The organism is Cupriavidus sp. YR651, from assembly GCF_900101625.1.
GTDB lineage: Bacteria > Pseudomonadota > Gammaproteobacteria > Burkholderiales > Burkholderiaceae > Cupriavidus.
Genome location: NZ_FMYZ01000001.1, coordinates 1,116,705 through 1,133,324, shown reverse-complemented (window position 1 = coordinate 1,133,324; position 16,620 = coordinate 1,116,705). Strand labels below are relative to the sequence as shown.

Annotated in this window: 12 protein-coding genes; 6 read left to right on the top strand and 6 right to left on the bottom strand. The window is 67.6% G+C overall.

Features of this window, described 5'->3' with window-relative positions; all coding sequences use genetic code 11:
* Nucleotides 1-82 precede the first annotated feature (82 nt).
* Both BLR29_RS05090 and BLR29_RS05085 read left to right on the top strand, forming a co-directional pair.
* A complete protein-coding gene (locus tag BLR29_RS05090; RefSeq protein WP_092135050.1) occupies nt 83-1,642 on the top strand; it encodes a cobyric acid synthase in 1,560 nt (519 codons plus the stop codon).
* A gap of 122 nt (nt 1,643-1,764) precedes the next feature.
* Nucleotides 1,765-2,436, top strand: coding sequence for a ParA family protein (locus BLR29_RS05085; RefSeq protein ID WP_092135048.1), 672 nt, complete (start codon nt 1,765-1,767; stop codon nt 2,434-2,436).
* Here BLR29_RS05085 and BLR29_RS05080 read toward each other — a convergent pair.
* Complete coding sequence (locus tag BLR29_RS05080) at nt 2,414-2,965, bottom strand: GNAT family N-acetyltransferase (protein ID WP_092135046.1); 552 nt, start codon at nt 2,963-2,965, stop codon at nt 2,414-2,416. The two genes, BLR29_RS05085 and BLR29_RS05080, sit on opposite strands and share 23 nt — an antisense overlap.
* Before the next feature lie 203 nt (nt 2,966-3,168).
* Here BLR29_RS05080 and BLR29_RS05075 point away from each other — a divergent pair, with 203 nt between their 5' ends.
* Nucleotides 3,169-4,362 (top strand): PepSY-associated TM helix domain-containing protein, encoded by a 1,194-nt coding sequence (locus BLR29_RS05075; protein ID WP_092135045.1) that lies wholly within the window; start codon nt 3,169-3,171, stop codon nt 4,360-4,362.
* A 133-nt stretch (nt 4,363-4,495) separates the two neighbouring features.
* On the opposite strand, the gene panC is transcribed toward BLR29_RS05075, so the two are convergent.
* The 3 genes from panC to BLR29_RS05060 form a co-directional block, all read right to left on the bottom strand.
* Complete coding sequence (panC, locus tag BLR29_RS05070; RefSeq protein ID WP_092135043.1) at nt 4,496-5,338, bottom strand: pantoate--beta-alanine ligase; 843 nt, start codon at nt 5,336-5,338, stop codon at nt 4,496-4,498.
* A 144-nt stretch (nt 5,339-5,482) separates the two neighbouring features.
* Nucleotides 5,483-6,385, bottom strand: a complete 903-nt coding sequence (locus tag BLR29_RS05065) for a segregation and condensation protein A (RefSeq protein ID WP_092135042.1) — start codon at nt 6,383-6,385, stop codon at nt 5,483-5,485.
* A gap of 28 nt (nt 6,386-6,413) precedes the next feature.
* Nucleotides 6,414-6,605 carry a DUF3460 family protein gene (locus tag BLR29_RS05060; protein WP_092135041.1) on the bottom strand — a complete coding sequence of 64 codons (192 nt, stop codon included), beginning with the start codon at nt 6,603-6,605 and terminating at the stop codon, nt 6,414-6,416.
* A 194-nt stretch (nt 6,606-6,799) separates the two neighbouring features.
* On the opposite strand from BLR29_RS05060, the gene BLR29_RS05055 reads away from it, so the two are divergent.
* The 3 genes from BLR29_RS05055 to bamE all read left to right on the top strand — a co-directional run bounded on the left by BLR29_RS05055 (nt 6,800) and on the right by bamE (nt 13,512).
* On the top strand, nt 6,800-8,704 hold the full coding sequence (locus tag BLR29_RS05055) for an autotransporter assembly complex protein TamA (protein WP_092135039.1): 1,905 nt from the start codon (nt 6,800-6,802) through the stop codon (nt 8,702-8,704).
* A gap of 37 nt (nt 8,705-8,741) precedes the next feature.
* Nucleotides 8,742-12,899, top strand: a complete 4,158-nt coding sequence (locus BLR29_RS05050; protein WP_092135482.1) for a translocation/assembly module TamB domain-containing protein — start codon at nt 8,742-8,744, stop codon at nt 12,897-12,899.
* A gap of 64 nt (nt 12,900-12,963) precedes the next feature.
* A complete protein-coding gene (bamE, locus tag BLR29_RS05045) occupies nt 12,964-13,512 on the top strand; it encodes an outer membrane protein assembly factor BamE domain-containing protein (protein ID WP_092135038.1) in 549 nt (182 codons plus the stop codon).
* Nucleotides 13,513-13,593: 81 nt separating this feature from the next.
* On the opposite strand, the gene metG is transcribed toward bamE, so the two are convergent.
* Nucleotides 13,594-15,660 (bottom strand): methionine--tRNA ligase, encoded by a 2,067-nt coding sequence (gene metG, locus BLR29_RS05040; protein ID WP_092135036.1) that lies wholly within the window; start codon nt 15,658-15,660, stop codon nt 13,594-13,596.
* Between the two features lie 317 nt (nt 15,661-15,977).
* Entirely contained in the window at nt 15,978-16,613 is a 636-nt protein-coding gene (locus tag BLR29_RS05035) for a YiaD family glycine zipper/OmpA-like lipoprotein (RefSeq protein WP_092135035.1), read from the bottom strand.
* Nucleotides 16,614-16,620 lie beyond the last annotated feature (7 nt).

Genomic DNA, 16,620 nt, shown 5'->3' with positions numbered 1-16,620 from the left:
TAGCGGCCGCATCCGGGCGCCGCACGCACGGATCTTGCAGAGTGCATGACCGTTTTCGGGGTCGCCCTGCGATAATTCGCCGATGCGACCCGATCCCGCCTCCGTTCCCGCGTTTCCCTTCGCCCCGCGTGCCCTGCGCGGCACCCTGATGGTTCAGGGCACCACCTCCGATGCGGGCAAGAGCACCGTGGTGGCTGGCCTGTGCCGCGTGCTGGCGCGCGCCGGCGTGCCGGTGGCGCCGTTCAAGCCGCAGAACATGGCGCTGAACAGCGCCGTCACGGTCGATGGCGGCGAGATCGGCCGGGCCCAGGCCCTGCAGGCGCTGGCGGCCGGACTGGCCCCCCATACCGACATGAATCCGGTGCTGCTCAAGCCCAGCAGCGACATCGGCGCGCAGGTCATCATTCACGGCCGCGCGCGCATGGACCTGGATGCCCGCGCCTATCACGCCTACAAGCCGCAGGCGATGGCGGCCGTGCTGGAGAGCCATGACCGTCTGAAACAGGCGTACGACGTGGTGCTGGTGGAGGGCGCCGGCAGCCCGGCGGAGATCAACCTGCGCGACCGCGACATCGCCAACATGGGCTTTGCGGAACGCGTGGATTGCCCGGTCGTGCTGGTCGCCGATATCGACCGTGGCGGCGTGTTCGCGCATCTGGTCGGCACGCTCGACTGCCTGTCGGAGACCGAGCGGGCTCGCGTGACTGGCTTCATCATCAATCGTTTCCGCGGGGATATCGGCCTGCTGCAGCCGGGGCTCGACTGGCTGACCGCGCGCACCGGCAAGCCGGTGTTCGGCGTGCTGCCTTACCTGCACGGACTGCATCTCGATGCGGAGGACGCCATCATCGGCGCGCAGGCGGCCAAGCGCGGCACGCCGGACGCGCTGCTGCGCGTGATCGTGCCGGTGCTGCCTCGCATTTCCAACCATACCGATTTCGACGCCTTGCGCGCCCACCCGGGGGTGGACCTTCAGTTCATCGGGCCGGGCATGCCGATTCCCGCGGCGGACCTGGTCATCCTGCCCGGCAGCAAGAGCGTGCGGGCCGACCTCGACTTCCTGCGCGCCCATGGCTGGGACCGCGCGCTGGCGCGGCATCTGCGCTATGGCGGCAAGCTGATCGGGATCTGTGGCGGCATGCAGATGCTGGGCCGCCAGATCCACGATCCGGACGGCCGGGAAGGGCCGGCGGGATCGAGTCCGGGACTGGGCTGGCTCGATTTCGACACGACGCTGGCTCCGGAAAAGCAGCTGCGGCAGGTCAGTGGCCGGCTGGCCGTCGCGGAAGAGGTCGCCGAAAGCGCCGGGGAGAATGCCCGGAAAGACGCCACGGTGCGTGGCTACGAGATCCACCTGGGCGTGACGGTGGGGCCGGCGCTCGATCGTCCGGCGCTGTGGCTGGATGGCAACAGGCCGGACGGGGCCCGGTCCGCCGACGGTCAGGTGCTGGCGACCTATGTCCACGGGCTGTTCGACGACCCCGCCGGCTGCGGTGCGCTGTTGCGCTGGGCGGGACTCGGGAGCGCGGAGGGCGTGGACCTGGACGCGCTGCGCGAGGCGTCGATCCACCGGCTGGCCGACAGCCTGGCCGCCCACCTGGACCTGGAAGCGATGTTGGGGCCATTGCGGATGCCGGAATAAGGGGCGAAACCGCTACACTAGCGGAGGGCTTGGCCGGCCCGCCATGACGCCGCCAGCCCGGGCGGCGTTTTTCATGGGTTTCACGGCAGTTCATGGCAGCCATCGGACATTGGAGGATTTTCATGCCGGTAGTCGTGATCGCCAATCCCAAGGGCGGCGTGGGCAAGACCACGCTGGCGACCAATCTCGCCGGGTATTTCGCCAGTCACGGGCATGCCGTGATGCTCGGCGATACCGACCGGCAGCAGTCCTCGCGCGCCTGGCTGGGCCTGCGCCCGGCATCCGCCCCCCCGATCCTCAGTTGGGACATCAACGCCGACCACATCGCCAGGCCGCCCAGGGGCACCACGCACGTGGTGCTGGATACCCCGGCGGGGCTCCACGGCTGGCGATTCTCCGACGTCATGAAGCTGGCCCACCGCGTGGTGGTGCCGTTGCAGCCCTCGATGTTCGATATCCTCGCCACCCAGGAATTTCTCGCCAAGCTGGCCGACGACAAGCGCGTGCGGCAAGGCGAGGTGCCCGTCGGCGTCATCGGCATGCGCGTGGACATGCGCACGCGCGCGGCCGAGCAGCTGCGGCGCTTCGTGGAGGGTCTGGGGCTGCCGGTGCTGGGCTACCTGCGCGATACGCAGAACTACGTCCAGCTGGCCGCGCACGGGCTGACGATGTGGGATGTGGCGCCATCGCGCGTGGCGCGCGACTGGGAGCAGTGGCAGCCCATCCTGCACTGGCTCGACGGCGGCTCGCCACCGTCCGGGAGCGACGGGGCTACGCCCGCGCCAGCCGGCTGACCAGCACGTCCACGTCCATCCAGGTGACGCGGCGGATCGGCACCATCACGTCGGTGCCGGGGAACGGATCGTCAAAGCGGTCCGACTCCTCGCCTTCAAGGCGTCGGTAGAACGTGCGCGCCTGCTCGTTGCCATCCAGCACGTACAGAAACAGCGGCTTGCCGGGCCACTCGGTGGCGACGTGCGCGGCGCAGTGGTGCATGAGCCGCTTGCCGAGGCCCATTCCATGGAACGCCGGCAGCACGTGCAGGTTGTCCAGATAGATGCCATAGCCCGGCTCGGCCAGTGGCATCAGGCACGAAAATCCGGCGGGTTTGCCATCCACGCGCAGGATCGTGACATCCAGCGGCCCCTCCGCGCCATCGAGCATGCGCGCGCGCCAGGTGGCCAGGCGCTCGGCGTGTGCGTGGTGCCGCAGGTAGTCGTCGGGAATCAGGCCGACGTAGGCGTGCCGCCAGCTATCGGCGTGCAGGGTGGCCAGCAGGTCCGCATCTTCGGATGTGGCAGGGACGAGTTCGATGTCAGACATGGGGGGCGATGTTGGCGATGCGCGACGGGGCGGCGGGGGCGTCGTTTTCCGATCTTAGCCGATCTTAGCGCGGCGCTGATAGAATCGCGAATCCTTCGTATTTGCATTTGCGGCGATCCGCACAGATGCTGCTGCGACAGATATATATAGCCCGTCGTGCGATGCCTCGCCACGCCGGATCGACACCGTCCTAGCCCCCCTCCATGGTCTCCGGCCGTCTGCGCACCGTTTTCGTCAAGCTTCATCTCTACGTTGGCCTGAGTTTCGGACTGTTGTTCGTGCTGATGGGGCTGACCGGTACTGTCATCGCCTGGCGTGATGAACTCGACACCTGGCTCAACCCCGACCTGCTCCAGGCCTCGTCCGCCGCGCGCATTCCGGTCGGCGCCGCCACGGTGGAATCGGTGACGGCCAAGCTGATGGCGGACCCCCACTACGGCAAGCCGAACCTGCTGATGCTGCCGATGGAGGAGCACGGCGTCTTCATTGCTTACTATCCGATCAAGGGGCCGGAGGCCGGCGTCGGTCGTTCGCGCCAGGTCATGATCGACCCGATCACGCTGGCCGTGAAGGGCGAGCGGCTCTGGGGCGTGCCGGGCCTGTCGCGCCAGCAACTGTTGCCGACGGTGTTCCATCTGCACCGCTACCTGCTCTCGGGGGATACCGGCAAGACCATCACGGGCGTGACGGGCATGATGCTGCTGATCACGGTGCTGATGGGCGTGGCGCTCTGGTGGCCCAAGTTGCAGCTGCGCGCGCTGAAGCAGTCAGTGCGGATCCGGCACGGCGGCTCCTGGTCACGGTTCACGTACACCTTCCACCGCGTAGGCGGCATTTTCGTGGCGCCGGTGCTGGCGACGATCGCGTTCTCGGGCTGGTACCTGAACCTGCCCAAGTGGGTCACGCCGATCATCAGCAGCGTGATGACGGTGAGCCCGCCGGAGAAGCACCAGTCGGCCACCCCCGCTCCCGGCGCCCACCCCCTCACTCCGGCACAGGCGATGACGGCCGCCCAGCAGCAGTACCCGGCCGCGCTGGTGACGCGTATCAGCCTGCCGCGCAAGCCCGGCGACGCCTACGAAGTGCGCCTGCGCCAGCCGGGCGAAGTGCGCGCGGACAGCGGCGCCACGCGACTCTGGCTGGACGCCTACACTGGCCAGCGACTCGGCGCGCGCGACCCGCACGACGCGCCGTCCGGCGATACCTTTATCAACTGGCTGTTCCCGTTGCACACGGGCGAGGCGTTCGGGATCCCCGGCCGCGCGTTCATGACGCTGTTCGGGCTGATGCCGCTGGCGTTTGCCGTGACGGGGGTGCTGATCTGGTGGAAGCGGCGCGCCGGACATCGCCGGCACGTGGTGCGCACGCAGGAGCGGGAGCGCGTACGGCGAGCGTAGTGTCGCGTGGTGCCGGGGGCGACGCGTCTTGCGGACGTCCCGGGGGAATCAGTCAAAGCCAGCAAGAACAAGCAAAAAGGCCTGCATCGAAAGTTCGAGCAGGCCTTTTTTTCGTGCGGCAGTCCGGTCGGGATCAGATTTCCAGATTGTCGATCAGGCGCGTCGGTCCCAGCTTGGCGGCGGTGAGCACCACCAGCGGCTCGCCGGCCGCGAATTCCTCGCGCGTCGGCGCCTGCAGGTTGCTGCGCTTGCGGATCGACACATAGTCCGGATTCCAGCCGCGCGCCTGCAGCCGGGATACGGCATCGGCCTCGACGGCCAGCAGGTCCACGCCATCCGCGCCCAGCACGGTGTCGCGCACCTCGTGCAGCGTCTTGTAGAGGACGGGCGCCTCGGCGCGCTCGGTCGGGCTCAGGTATCGGTTGCGCGAGGACAGCGCCAGGCCATCCTCGGCACGCACGGTCTCGGCAGGGATGATGTCGATCGGCAGCGCGAACTGGTTGACCATGCGGCGCACGATCATCAGCTGCTGGTAGTCCTTCTTGCCGAACACCGCCACGCGCGGCTGCGCGCACGAGAACAGCTTCATCACCACCGTGCACACGCCCTTGAAGAAGCCGGGGCGGAATTCGCCTTCCAGGATGTCGCCCAGGTCGTGCGGCGGCTCCACGCGGTATTCCTGCGGCTCGGGATACATGTCGCGCTCGGTCGGGGCGAACAGCACATACACGCCTTCCTTCTGCAGCTTCTCGATGTCGTCCTGCAGCGTGCGCGGGTACTTGTCGAAGTCCTCGTTCGGGCCGAACTGCAGCCGGTTGACGAAGATCGACGCCACCACGGGGTCGCCATGCTGGCGCGCCAGGCGCATCAGCGACAGGTGGCCTTCATGCAGGTTGCCCATGGTGGGGACAAACGCCGCGCGGTTCTGCCCGCGCAACTGGTCCCGCAGTTCTTGAATGGTGGAGATGACTTTCATGAACGTGGAGTGCTGTCGTGGTAGGAGCGTCCCGGTGACTGGCATCGGGGGTGCCGGGCTCTGTAACGTCCTGGCCGGCTGTGGGCGGATTGTAGAGCATGCGCGGCGCGCGGGGCGCCGCCGGTGGCGCAAAAATCGGCGGGATCAGGTCGGCGTGTACGCCAATCGCACATAAACTGGCGCGAACGGCTCGGCCTGCGTGATTTCCACGAGCGCCTCGCGCGACAGTTCCAGCATGGCGATGAAGTTCACGACCACCACCGGCACGCCCTTGCCGGAGCGGATGGCGTCTTCGAACAGCTCGGTGAACTCCATGAACCGCGCGTGTTGCAGCCGGCGCAGGATCTGGCTCATGTGCTCGCGCACGGACAGTTCCTCGCGCGAGATCTTGTGATGCTGGTTGAGCTTGGCGCGCTTGAGCACGTCGGCCCAGGCGGCCTGCAGGTCCACCGTTTCCACGTCCGGGAAGCGCGGCGCCAGGCTTTGCTCGATATAGACCTGCGAGCGCAGGAAATCGCGCCCGAGCTGCGGTACGGTGTCCAGCCGCTGCGCGGCCAGCTTCATCTGCTCGTACTCCAGCAGGCGGCGTACCAGTTCCGCGCGCGGGTCCTCGGCTTCCTCGTCGCTGTCGGCCTTCTTGACCGGCAGCAGCATGCGGGACTTGATCTCGATGAGCATGGCGGCCATGAGCAGGTACTCGGCGGCCAGTTCCAGGTTGGTCTTCCGGATCTCCTCGATATACAGGAGATACTGACGCGTCACCTGGGACATCGGGATGTCCAGCACGTTGAAGTTCTGCTTGCGGATCAGGTAGAGCAGCAGGTCCAGCGGGCCTTCGAACGCTTCCAGGAAAATCTCGAGCGCATCGGGCGGGATGTACAGGTCTTGCGGCAGCTTGAACAGCGGCTCGCCATACAGGCGCGCGAAGGCCATGCCGTCGACCATGTCGCCGGGGCCGGGCGGGATGCCGGCCGCGCCCGGGGCCACGCTGGGCAGCTCCACGGGCAGGGTCAGCTTCTCCTGCGCGTCCTTTTCGCTCGGATGCATCCGGTCGGGTCCCGTTCGGGGTCCGGAATCAGTTGCCGGACGAATACACGTACGGCTTTTGCGCCACGCGCGAGGCGTCGGCGCGGGAGCGCTCTTCCAGGTCGATCGGCGTCTTGTCCCACAGCAGGGCGCGGCCCTCGCGCTGTTCCGCTTCCAGGGCGGGACGCTCTTGCTTGAGCGTCTTGATGAACTGGGTGATGTCCGATTCGTACATGGCCATGATGAAACCTGCGCCCTTGGGCTGAGTAGGGGAATAGTGGGGCTGGATTTTACCGTATCGGGCACGGGCGCCGGCAGGAATCCGCGGGCCGGAGCCCCCGGATGGCCCGCCAGGCCGCCACCGGGGCCGATTTCGGCTTCGGACGCCGTGCCGGGTGTGGTCAAATAGCGACTTTGCTGGTTCGACACGGACGGATGGGGATCGATTTGGGTCACTTGGCCGCGAAGATCGCTGCAAGCCTGGCGCCGCGCCGCACCCCGACGGGTGCCGGCCATCGCGCGCCCGCGATCCGCGCCGGCCTTGCGGCGTTGGCCCTGGCGCTGGCCACGGCGCTGGCATTGTTCGCCCCGGCTGCCCCGGCCGCCAGCGCCGCCTACAAGGTGGAAATCGACGCCCCCAAGGCGCTCAAGGGCATCCTCGAAGAGCACCTGGACCTGGCGCGCTACGCGACCCGCACCGATATGTCTGACGACCAGTTCGGCTACATGGTGGAAACCGTGGGCGAGCAGGTGCGCCAGTTTGCCTCCACCGAGGGCTGGTTCGATCCCGTGACCAAGGCCACCGTGGAAGGCGAGGGCAAGGATCGCGTGGTCCATATCACCGTGGACCCGGGCGCCCGCACGCTGATCCGCCGCGTGGACCTGGAGGTGACCGGGCCGGCCGCCACGCAAAACCCGCAACAGGTGGCGCAGATGCGCGCCAAATGGGGCCTGCCCGTGGGCGATCCGTTCCGCCAGGCCGATTGGGACAAGGCCAAGGAAGACGCGCTGGTGACGCTGCAGAGCCATACCTACTACGGCGCCAAACTGGCGGCGTCGCGGGCGCGCGTGGAACCGGACGAACGGGCGGCGGACCTCTCCGCGCGCTATGAGAGCGGACCGGCCTACGTGCTGGGCCCGCTGCAGGTGGAGGGCCCGCGCCGCTATCCTGAACTGATCGTGCGCAACGTGAACCCGCTCGTGGAGGGCGAGCCCTATCGCGTGGAGCGCCTGCTCGAATTGCAGCGGGCGATCCAGAACCAGCCTTATTTCTCGAACGTGCAGGTCGACCTGGTGGACCCGACCCCGGCGAAGGCCGATGGGCCGGAGGGCGCCGCGGGAGCCGCCGGTGGCGCCGTGCTGCCCGATACGGTGGTGGCCCCGGTCAGGGTGCGCGTGCGCGAGAATCCGCCCCACCGGCTCAGTTCCGGCGTGGGCTATACGACCGATACCGGCGCGCAGGTGGAAGGGCGTTATTCGTACTACAACCTGTTCAATCGGGCGTGGGTGCTCGACTCGCAGGCGCGGATCGAACAGAAGCGACAGTATGGGTTCCTGGAAGCCGCGATGCCGCCCGATACGCACACCTTTCGCAACAGCATCTACGGCAGCTACGAACGCACGATCGACCTGGAGAGTACCGACCTGACCAGCTGGCGCGCCGGCCTCAAGCGCTCGCGCTCGCGGGAGAGGTACGACACCACGGTGTCGCTGGACTACTACTACGACAACCTGGTGCCGTTCGGTCAGCCAAGCCAGTTGTCCAAGGCGCTCGTGCCGGCGTTCGCATGGACGCGGCGCGATGTCGACAACCCCGTCTTCCCGCGCCGGGGCAACGTGATCAACACCCAGGTCGGCGTGGCCGCCAAGGGTTTTCTCAGCGATGCGACCTTCCTGCGGGTCTACGGTCGTATCCGGCAGTACGTGCCAGTGGGCAACCGGGACCTGTTCATCGCGCGTCTGGAGGTGGGGGCCGACATGACATCGAGCGATCCGGCCAACATCCCGGCCTCGCTGCGTTTCCGCGCGGGTGGCACCGATTCCATCCGCGGCTACAGCTACCAGTCCATCGGCACGCCGGATGGGGCCAGCGTGCTGCCCGCGCGCTATCTGGGCACCGGCAGCGTGGAATACCAGTACTGGTTCAAGCCGGAGTGGGGCGCGGCGGTATTCTGGGACATGGGCACCGCCACCAACAACCTCGACGGCATCAAGATCTATCACGGCGTGGGCGTCGGCGCGCGCTGGCGCAGCCCGGTAGGCCCGGTGCAGCTGGACGTGGGCTACGGCATCCAGCAGAAGCAGTTCCGGCCGCATATCTCGCTGGGGGTGGCGTTCTGATGGCGACGCGCAAGACATGGCGAACGGAGGCGGCGGCATGAGCATGCCCGACATGCCCCCCGTGCCGCGCCGCGACCAGAACGCGCCACGTCCTCCATGTCAGGAAGGCGGACGAGGCTGGCGGCACGTCTGGCGCGCGCTGGCCTGGATCGTCGGCGTGGTGCTGATACTGGCCGTCGTTGCCGCAACCGCCGTCGTGCTGGCGCTGCGTACCGAAGCCGGCACGCGGCACCTGTGGAACCTGGCGACGCGCGTCTCCGCCGGCATGCTGGCCGGCAAGCTCGACGGCGGCACGGTCGCGAGCGGGTTGCGGCTGCGCGACGTGGTGTTCGAGAGCGGCGACACCCGCGTGGCCGTGGATCGTATCGATACCCGATGGGATGTGGTGTGGTCCCCGGCGCGACTGCATGTGGCATGGCTGCGGATCGGCAAGGTGGACGCGCGCCTGCCGGCGTCGCCGCCGTCGACCGAGCCGGCGAAGATGCCGGCTTCGCTGGAACTGCCGCTGGCGATCGATATCGACACGTTGACGATCGAGCGCCTGACGCTGCTGCAAGGCCCGCCGGCCACCGCCACGCCGCTAGAGTTTTCCGACCTGTCGGGCGCACTGCATTCCGATGGCCAGCGCCACCGCGCCGTGGTGGATCGGCTGACGACGCCATACGGCAAGCTGCAAGCCAACGCGCAGATCGCCGGCAAGGCGCCGTTCGCGCTGTCGGCGGAAGCGCTGCTGGAGGGTCGGTGGCAGCAGGAGTCCTTCGCGCTGGCTGCCACCGCGAGCGGATCGCTGGAGGCCCTGCGCGCCGAGGCGGAAGCGAGCGGCGACCGGATTCGCGGCCGCGCCGCCATCGATCTCACGCCGTTCGGCAAGGTGCCGTTCACACATTTGCTGCTGGACGGCGAGCGGATCAATCCGCGCCTGTTCAGCCCCTCCGCGCCGCAAGCCAACCTGACCGTGCACGCCGACTTGCGCCCGGTGGAGGCCGTGGCGCCGCCCCCGAAGATCGCCACGCCGACGCCGGGCCAGTCCACCGCCAGTGCCGTGGCGGCGGCCTCCGCCGCGTCGGCATCCGCACCTGTGCCCGCGCCGGCGCCACAAACACCGCCACAGCCGACGCCGCTGGCCGTCGCGGGCGAGGTGTCCGTCCGCAACCTCGATCCCGGTCCGATCGACAAGGAACGCCTGCCCGTGCACAGCGTGCAGGCGCGCGTGGAACTGAGCGAGATGGCGCAGACGCTGCGCGACCTGCGCATCGCGTTGCCCGGCCGCGCCGAAATCGTCGGCCAGGGGATGCTGCACGAGGGGCGAGGCGGCTTCGACCTCGATGTGCATCGCCTCGACGCCGCCGCGCTCCACACGAGCCTGGTGCCGACCAATCTCTCGGGCCCCGTGATCCTGCGGCTGGAGCCGGGCCGCCAGAGCGTGGCGCTGGACCTGGCCGGCGGCGAACTCAAGCTGTTTGCCGACGCCCATGTCGACGAGGAATCGGTCACGCTGTCGGCACTGCGCGCGGGCCTGGGTGCAGGCACGCTGACGGCGGAGGGCAAGCTCGGGCTCAAGGACACGCAAGCGTTCAGCTTCAAGGGCAAGCTGGCCAACTTCGATCCCGCGCGACTGGCCAAGGTGGCGCCGGGTCGGATCAACGCGGACTTCACGGCCACGGGCTCCCTCGCAAAGGTCTTGCGCGTGGCACTGGACTTCGGCTTGCAGGAAAGCGAATACGCCGGCCTGCCGATGACGGGCAACGGCAAGGTGCGCCTGGAAGGGGAGCGCCTGCTGCCGAGCGAGGCGTCGCTGTCGATGGCGGGCAACCAGGTCAACCTGCGGGGCAGCTTTGGCGCGCGCGGCGACCACCTCAGGGTCAACGTGGACGCGCCCCAGCTCGACCGGCTGAAATTCGGCGTGTCCGGTCGCGCGAAGCTCGACGCCGATATCACGGGCACGCTCCGGCGGCCTGAGGTCGTTGGCGACTACAGCGCGCAGGCGTTGGTCATCGGCCCGCACAAGGTGGCCAGCGCCAGCGGCCATGCCGAACTGCGCGGCGGCCTGGACGGCACGCTGTCCGCGCAACTTTCCGCGCGCGACTACCAGGGGCCGCAAGCCAGCCTGCGCACGCTGGACGCCAATCTCTCCGGCACGCAGGGCAGCCACACGTTCGACGCGAAGGCCGCCGGCACGCTGCACGAGCAGTCGCTGCAGCTGGCGCTGTCCGGGCAGGGCGGATGGCACGGCGACAAGGGCTGGAACGGCACGATCCGCACGCTCGAAGCGCGCAGCGCGGCCAACATGCGGCTGGCGGCGCCCACGGAACTGCTGGTCGCCGATCAGCACATCCGGCTGGGCCCGGCGCGGCTGCTGCTGGATCGCGCGACGCTCACCGTCGATGGCTTCGAGTTCGACCACGGCCGCATCCGCACCCAGGGCAATCTCGACGGCCTGCAGGTCGGCAATGTGCTGAAGCTGATGCAGACGCTGACGGGCGAGGCGCCGCCGATCCGGTCCGACCTCGTGCTCGATGGTAGCTGGAACGTGAATCTGGCCGAGACCGCGTCCGGGTTTGCCGAGATCCGTCGCCGCAGCGGCGATGCGTCGGTGAATGCCGGGCGTGGCTGGACCACGCTGGGCCTCGGCGAGACCGCGCTGCGGGCCGAGTTCGCCGGCAATCGCATGACGCTGCGCGGCGGCACGTCCTCCTCGCGGATCGGCAAGCTCGCGATCGATGCCTCCGCGGGGCTGGTGGCCGATCAGGGCCTGCTGACGATCGGTCCGGCGTCCACGCTGGGCGGCACGGTGTCCGCGGACATCCCGCGCCTGAAGTCGCTGGAAGCGCTGACCGGTCCCCAGTACGCCTTCGACGGCAAGCTGGCGGCGGCGCTGCGGCTGGCCGGCACGGTCGGCAGTCCGCTGCTGACGGGCACCATCGATGGCAGCGACATCGGCATCACGCTGTACGACCAGGGCATCCGCCTGACCGACGGCGTGGTGCAAGTGGTGCTGGACCAGAACACGGTGGAACTGAAGCAGGTGCGCTTCCGCGGTGGCGACGGCACGCTGACCGCGACGGGCAATGTGAAGCTGGGCGAGGCGGATCCCAACCTGACGGCCAGGATCGTGGCGGACAAGCTCCAGCTGTTTGCCAGCCCCGAGCGCACGCTGATCGTGTCGGGCGAGGCCGGCATCGCCAACGAGAACCGCCAGGTGGTGATCCGTGGCAAGTTCCGCGTCGACCGTGGCTTGTTTGACCTGCCCAAGGCCGGCGCACCGGTGCTGGGCGACGATGTGGTCGTGGTGCGCCGCAGCGACCAGCGCGAGGTGAAGACGGCGGCCACGCCGGTGCCCGAAACCCAGCCGGCCAGCCGCTTCAGCCCGGTCATCGATGTCACGGTGGACCTCGGCAACGACTTCCGCTTCCGTGGTGCCGGGGCGGACCTGCTGCTCGCGGGCCAGCTCGGCATCAAGAGCGAGCCGCTGGCGCCGATGCGCGCGACCGGCACGGTGCGCGTGGTCGATGGCACGTACGAGGCGTTCGGCCGCAAGCTCAACATCGAGCGCGGCATCATCAATTTCAACGGCCCGGTGGACAACCCCAACATCAATATCCGCGCCATGCGCCGCAACCTGGAAGTGGAGGCGGGGGTGGAGGTCACCGGCACCGTGCGCCTGCCGCGCGTGCGCCTGGTTTCCGAGCCGAACGTGCCGGACGAAGACAAGCTGTCCTGGCTGATGTTCGGTTACGGTGCGGAAAGCGCTGGCGCGGGCCAGCAGCGCCAGCTCAGTGGCGGCGCGCTCGGCGGCGCGGCGCTGGGCATGATCGGCGGGAAAGCCGGCAAGAGCGTCGTGTCGCATTTCGGCATCGACGAATTCTCGATCGGTCCGTCCACGGCCGGCCTGAACGACCAGCAGGTGGTCAGCATCGGCAAGGCGGTGACCGACCAGATTTCCGTCGGCTACGAGCAGAGCCTGACTTCCGCGTCCAACGTGGTCAAACTGACCTGGGCGTTTTCGCGCCGCTGGTCGCTGATCGCCAAAGGTGGCTCGATCAACGGATTGTCGGTGCTGTTCAACCGCCGCTTCGGCAGCTGGAGTAGCCTGTTCTCGGGCGGCGCCGGCGGACGGCGCGCGGCGGATGCGGACAGCCCGGACGGTGCCGCCAGCGCGCCGGCCGGGGACCCGGTGGAGGCCATCAAGCGATGAGCGTTCTTATCGAACTGGAGTTGACATGCCATTTACTGACGCGTCGCGCAGACGCCTTCTCGCCATGGGACTGATTGCCTCCTTGCTCGCGCTGGTTGGCTGCGACCAGCAGAAAGTGGACGAAGCCATGAAGCGCGCCGGCGACGTCGCACGCAATACGTGGAACAGCGTGAAGCCCGACAGCCAGTTGTTCAAGGGCATCGAGATCGGCAAATCGACGGAGGAGGATATTCGTCGTCAGGCCGGCAAGCCGGAGATCGTCTGGGAGGAAGCCGACGGCGGCAAGCGCCTGGAGTACCCGCGCGGCCCCGAGGGCGCGACCACCTGGATGGTGACAACGGGCGCCGACGGCACCGTGCGCAGCATCGAGCAGGTGCTGACCGCGGCCAATTTCGCGCGCGTGCGGCCGGGCATGAACAAGGACCAGATCCGCCGGATGCTCGGCAAGCCCACCAAGGTGGAGGCCTTCGCGCTCAAGCAGGAGGAGGTCTGGGGCTATCGCTGGTTCGAATCGTCAACCGACCGCGCGTTCTTCAACGTCCATTTTGACAATCAGGGCACCGTGACGACGACGTCGCGCAGCGACGATCCGTCGAAGCGGCAGGGCGGATGAGCCTGGGGCGCGCGGAGTAAAGAAAAACGGCGGTCGCCCGGGAGGCGCCGCCGTTTTTTTCGATGGTGATGCGTGAGAGGCTTAGCGGATCCGCATTCCCGGCACCGCGCCGCTGTGCGGCTCCAGGATGTACAGCCCCGGCGCGGCCTTCTCGTCGGCGGCGGATGCGGCCAGCACCATGCCCTCGGACATGCCGAACTTCATCTTGCGCGGCGCCAGGTTGGCGACCACCACGGTCAGCTTGCCCACCAGTTGCTCCGGCGTGTAGGCCGACTGGATGCCGGAGAACACGTTGCGCGTCTTGCCTTCGCCCAGGTCCAGCGTGAGTTGCAGCAGCTTGGTCGAACCCTCCACGCGGTCGCAGGCGACGATCTTCGCCACGCGCAGGTCGATTTTGGCGAAATCGTCGATGGTGATCGTGTCGGCGATCGGCTCGACGGACGGCGCGCCGGACGCGGCGGGGGCGCCACCGGCGGCTTGCAGCGAATCCCGGTTGGCGGCCAGCAGGGCTTCGATCTGCTTGGTGTCCACGCGGGTCATCAGATGCTGGTACGGCTGCACCGGACGGTCGGCGGACAGCTGCTTGTCGATCGCACGCCAGTTCAGCGGGTCGATGTTCAGGAAGCGTTCCACGCCGGCCGCCATTTCCGGCACCACGGGCTTCAGGTAGATCGTCAGCAGGCGGAAGGCCTCCAGGGACACCGAGCACGCGGCGTGCAGCGCATCGCGCTTCGCTTCGTCCTTGGCCAGTTCCCACGGCTTGTTGGTGTCGACAAACGCGTTGACGGCGTCGGTCAACTCCATCACCAGGCGCAGCGCCTTGCTGTACTCGCGGCCTTCATAGAACGCGGCCAGTTGCGGGGCGGCCTCGCGCAGCTGCTCCAGCAGCGGGTTGCCCAGCGCGGCCTCGCTGACCTTGCCGTCGAAGCGCTTGACCAGGAAGCCCGCGGCGCGGCTGGCGATGTTCACATACTTGCCGATCAGGTCGCTGTTCACGCGGGCGACGAAGTCGTCCAGGTTCAGGTCCAGGTCTTCCATGCTCGCGTTGAGCTTGGCGGCAAAGTAGTAACGCAGCCATTCCGGGTTCATGCCGGTGTCGATATAGCTCTGCGCGGTGATGAAAGTGCCGCGCGACTTGCTCATCTTGGCGCCATCCACGGTCAGAAAACCGTGCGCGAACACGTTGGTCGGCGTGCGATAGCCGGAGAACTTCAGCATCGCGGGCCAGAACAGCGTGTGGAAGTACAGGATGTCCTTGCCGATGAAGTGATACTGCTCGGCGGTCGAGTGCGGGCCCACCCAGGCGTCGAAGTCGATGCCGCGCGCGGCGCACAGGTTCCTGAAGCTGGCGTAGTAGCCGATCGGGGCATCCAGCCAGACATAGAAGTACTTGCCCGGGGCGCCCGGGATCTCGAAGCCGAAATACGGGGCGTCGCGCGAGATGTCCCAGTCGGACAGCGTGGAGGTCTCACCCTCGGCTCCGAGCCATTCCTGCATCTTGTTGGTGGCTTCCGGCTGGGCCAGGTCGGCCACCCATTCGCGCAGGAAGGTCTCGCAGCGCGGATCGGAGAGGCGGAAGAAGAAATGCGTCGACGACTTGCGCACCGGCGTGGCGCCGGAAACCACCGAGTACGGGTTCTTCAGGTCGGTCGGCACGTAAGTTGTGCCGCATACTTCACACGAATCGCCATATTGGTCCTTGGCGCCACACTTCGGACACTCGCCCTTGATGAAGCGGTCCGGCAGGAACATGTTCTTGACCGGGTCGAAGAACTGCTCGACATCGCGTTCGGCGATCAGGTCCTGATCCTTCAGCGCCAGGTAGATCTTTTCGCAAAGCTGGCGGTTTTCGTCGGCGTCGGTGCTGTAGTAGTTGTCGAACGACACCAGGAAGCTGTCGAAATCCCGCTTGTGCTCGGTCCAGACGCGGTCGATCAGTTGCTTGGGCGTGATGCCTTCCTTTTCGGCCCGGAGCATGACCGGGGTGCCGTGCGTGTCGTCGGCGCCCACGTAGTAGACCTCGTTGCCCATCATTCGCTGGAAACGCACCCAGATGTCGGTCTGGATGTACTCCACCAGGTGGCCGATGTGGATCTGGCCGTTGGCGTACGGCAGGGCAGAGGTAACGAGGATGCGGCGTGCGGTCATGTAAAGAGCCAGGGAGGAGCCAGGAGGATGGAAATGCGTGCCCGGTTGCGTGGCCGGGAAACGGCTATTTTAGCAAGCGGTGCGCGCGGGCGCCCAGTTCGGCGCCGATCCGGCTGAAATCCGTGGCATGCGCGACGGCCCGTCGCCCGGCAAATGTCGGCATGCAACAAAGCGGACGCGCAAAAAAAAGCGCCGGTGAAGCACCGGCGCAGCTTTCCACAACGGAAAAGGAGGAGAAATCAGGTACCGCCCGGGAGGTCAGCCACCCATCGCGAGCCAGCAACGGTGGCAAGCGGTACCTGAACTGTATGACCAGCTCATCCCTGAATTGGTTTCAAGAAAATTTCGACGCGGCGATTTTGGGTGCGTCCGGCCTCGGAGGCGTTGTCCGCGACGGGCTGGGTCTGGCCGCGGCCCTCGGCGGTCAGGCGGTTGCGTGCGACGCCGCGATCACCCAGGTACGACGCCACGCTCTGGGCGCGGCGCTGCGAAAGTTGCAGGTTGTAGCTCGGATTGCCGGTGCTGTCGGTATGGCCGACGACGTTAGCCACCACATCCTGATGCTGACCCAGCGTCTGGGCCACCTGGTCCAGCACGCCGCGGAACGACGGCTTGATCGTCGAGCTGTCGGTGTCGAAGGTCACCTGGCTCGGAATGTTCACCTTGAGTGATCCATCCGGCTGTTCGGTGATCTGGGTGCCCGTGCCGGCCGTGTCCTTGTTCAGCTTGCCGCGGATGGCGTTCCAGTTGTAGCCGGTGGTGCCGCCCACTGCACCGCCCACTGCCGCCCCGATCAGCGTCCCGGTGGAGTTGCCGCCGATCAGGTTACCCAGTCCGGCACCCACGGCTGCGCCTACGCCGGTACCGACCGCCGTGTTCGTTTGCTGTTCAGTGGCGCAACCCGCCAGTGCCGCAGCTGCGACGAGCGAGACGGTGACGAACTTGAATTTCATGCTTTCT

Excerpts from the sequence above, each read along its gene's own strand:
- BLR29_RS05090 (WP_092135050.1), top strand. The coding sequence starts at position 83 with ATGCGACCCGATCCCGCCTCCGTTCCCGCGTTTCCCTTCGCCCCGCGT.
- BLR29_RS05085 (WP_092135048.1), top strand. The coding sequence starts at position 1,765 with ATGCCGGTAGTCGTGATCGCCAATCCCAAGGGCGGCGTGGGCAAGACC.
- BLR29_RS05080 (WP_092135046.1), bottom strand. The coding sequence starts at position 2,965 with ATGTCTGACATCGAACTCGTCCCTGCCACATCCGAAGATGCGGACCTG.
- BLR29_RS05075 (WP_092135045.1), top strand. The coding sequence starts at position 3,169 with ATGGTCTCCGGCCGTCTGCGCACCGTTTTCGTCAAGCTTCATCTCTAC.
- panC (WP_092135043.1), bottom strand. The coding sequence starts at position 5,338 with ATGAAAGTCATCTCCACCATTCAAGAACTGCGGGACCAGTTGCGCGGG.
- BLR29_RS05065 (WP_092135042.1), bottom strand. The coding sequence starts at position 6,385 with ATGCATCCGAGCGAAAAGGACGCGCAGGAGAAGCTGACCCTGCCCGTG.
- BLR29_RS05060 (WP_092135041.1), bottom strand. The coding sequence starts at position 6,605 with ATGGCCATGTACGAATCGGACATCACCCAGTTCATCAAGACGCTCAAG.
- BLR29_RS05055 (WP_092135039.1), top strand. The coding sequence starts at position 6,800 with ATGGGGATCGATTTGGGTCACTTGGCCGCGAAGATCGCTGCAAGCCTG.
- BLR29_RS05050 (WP_092135482.1), top strand. The coding sequence starts at position 8,742 with ATGAGCATGCCCGACATGCCCCCCGTGCCGCGCCGCGACCAGAACGCG.
- bamE (WP_092135038.1), top strand. The coding sequence starts at position 12,964 with ATGGGACTGATTGCCTCCTTGCTCGCGCTGGTTGGCTGCGACCAGCAG.
- metG (WP_092135036.1), bottom strand. The coding sequence starts at position 15,660 with ATGACCGCACGCCGCATCCTCGTTACCTCTGCCCTGCCGTACGCCAAC.
- BLR29_RS05035 (WP_092135035.1), bottom strand. The coding sequence starts at position 16,613 with ATGAAATTCAAGTTCGTCACCGTCTCGCTCGTCGCAGCTGCGGCACTG.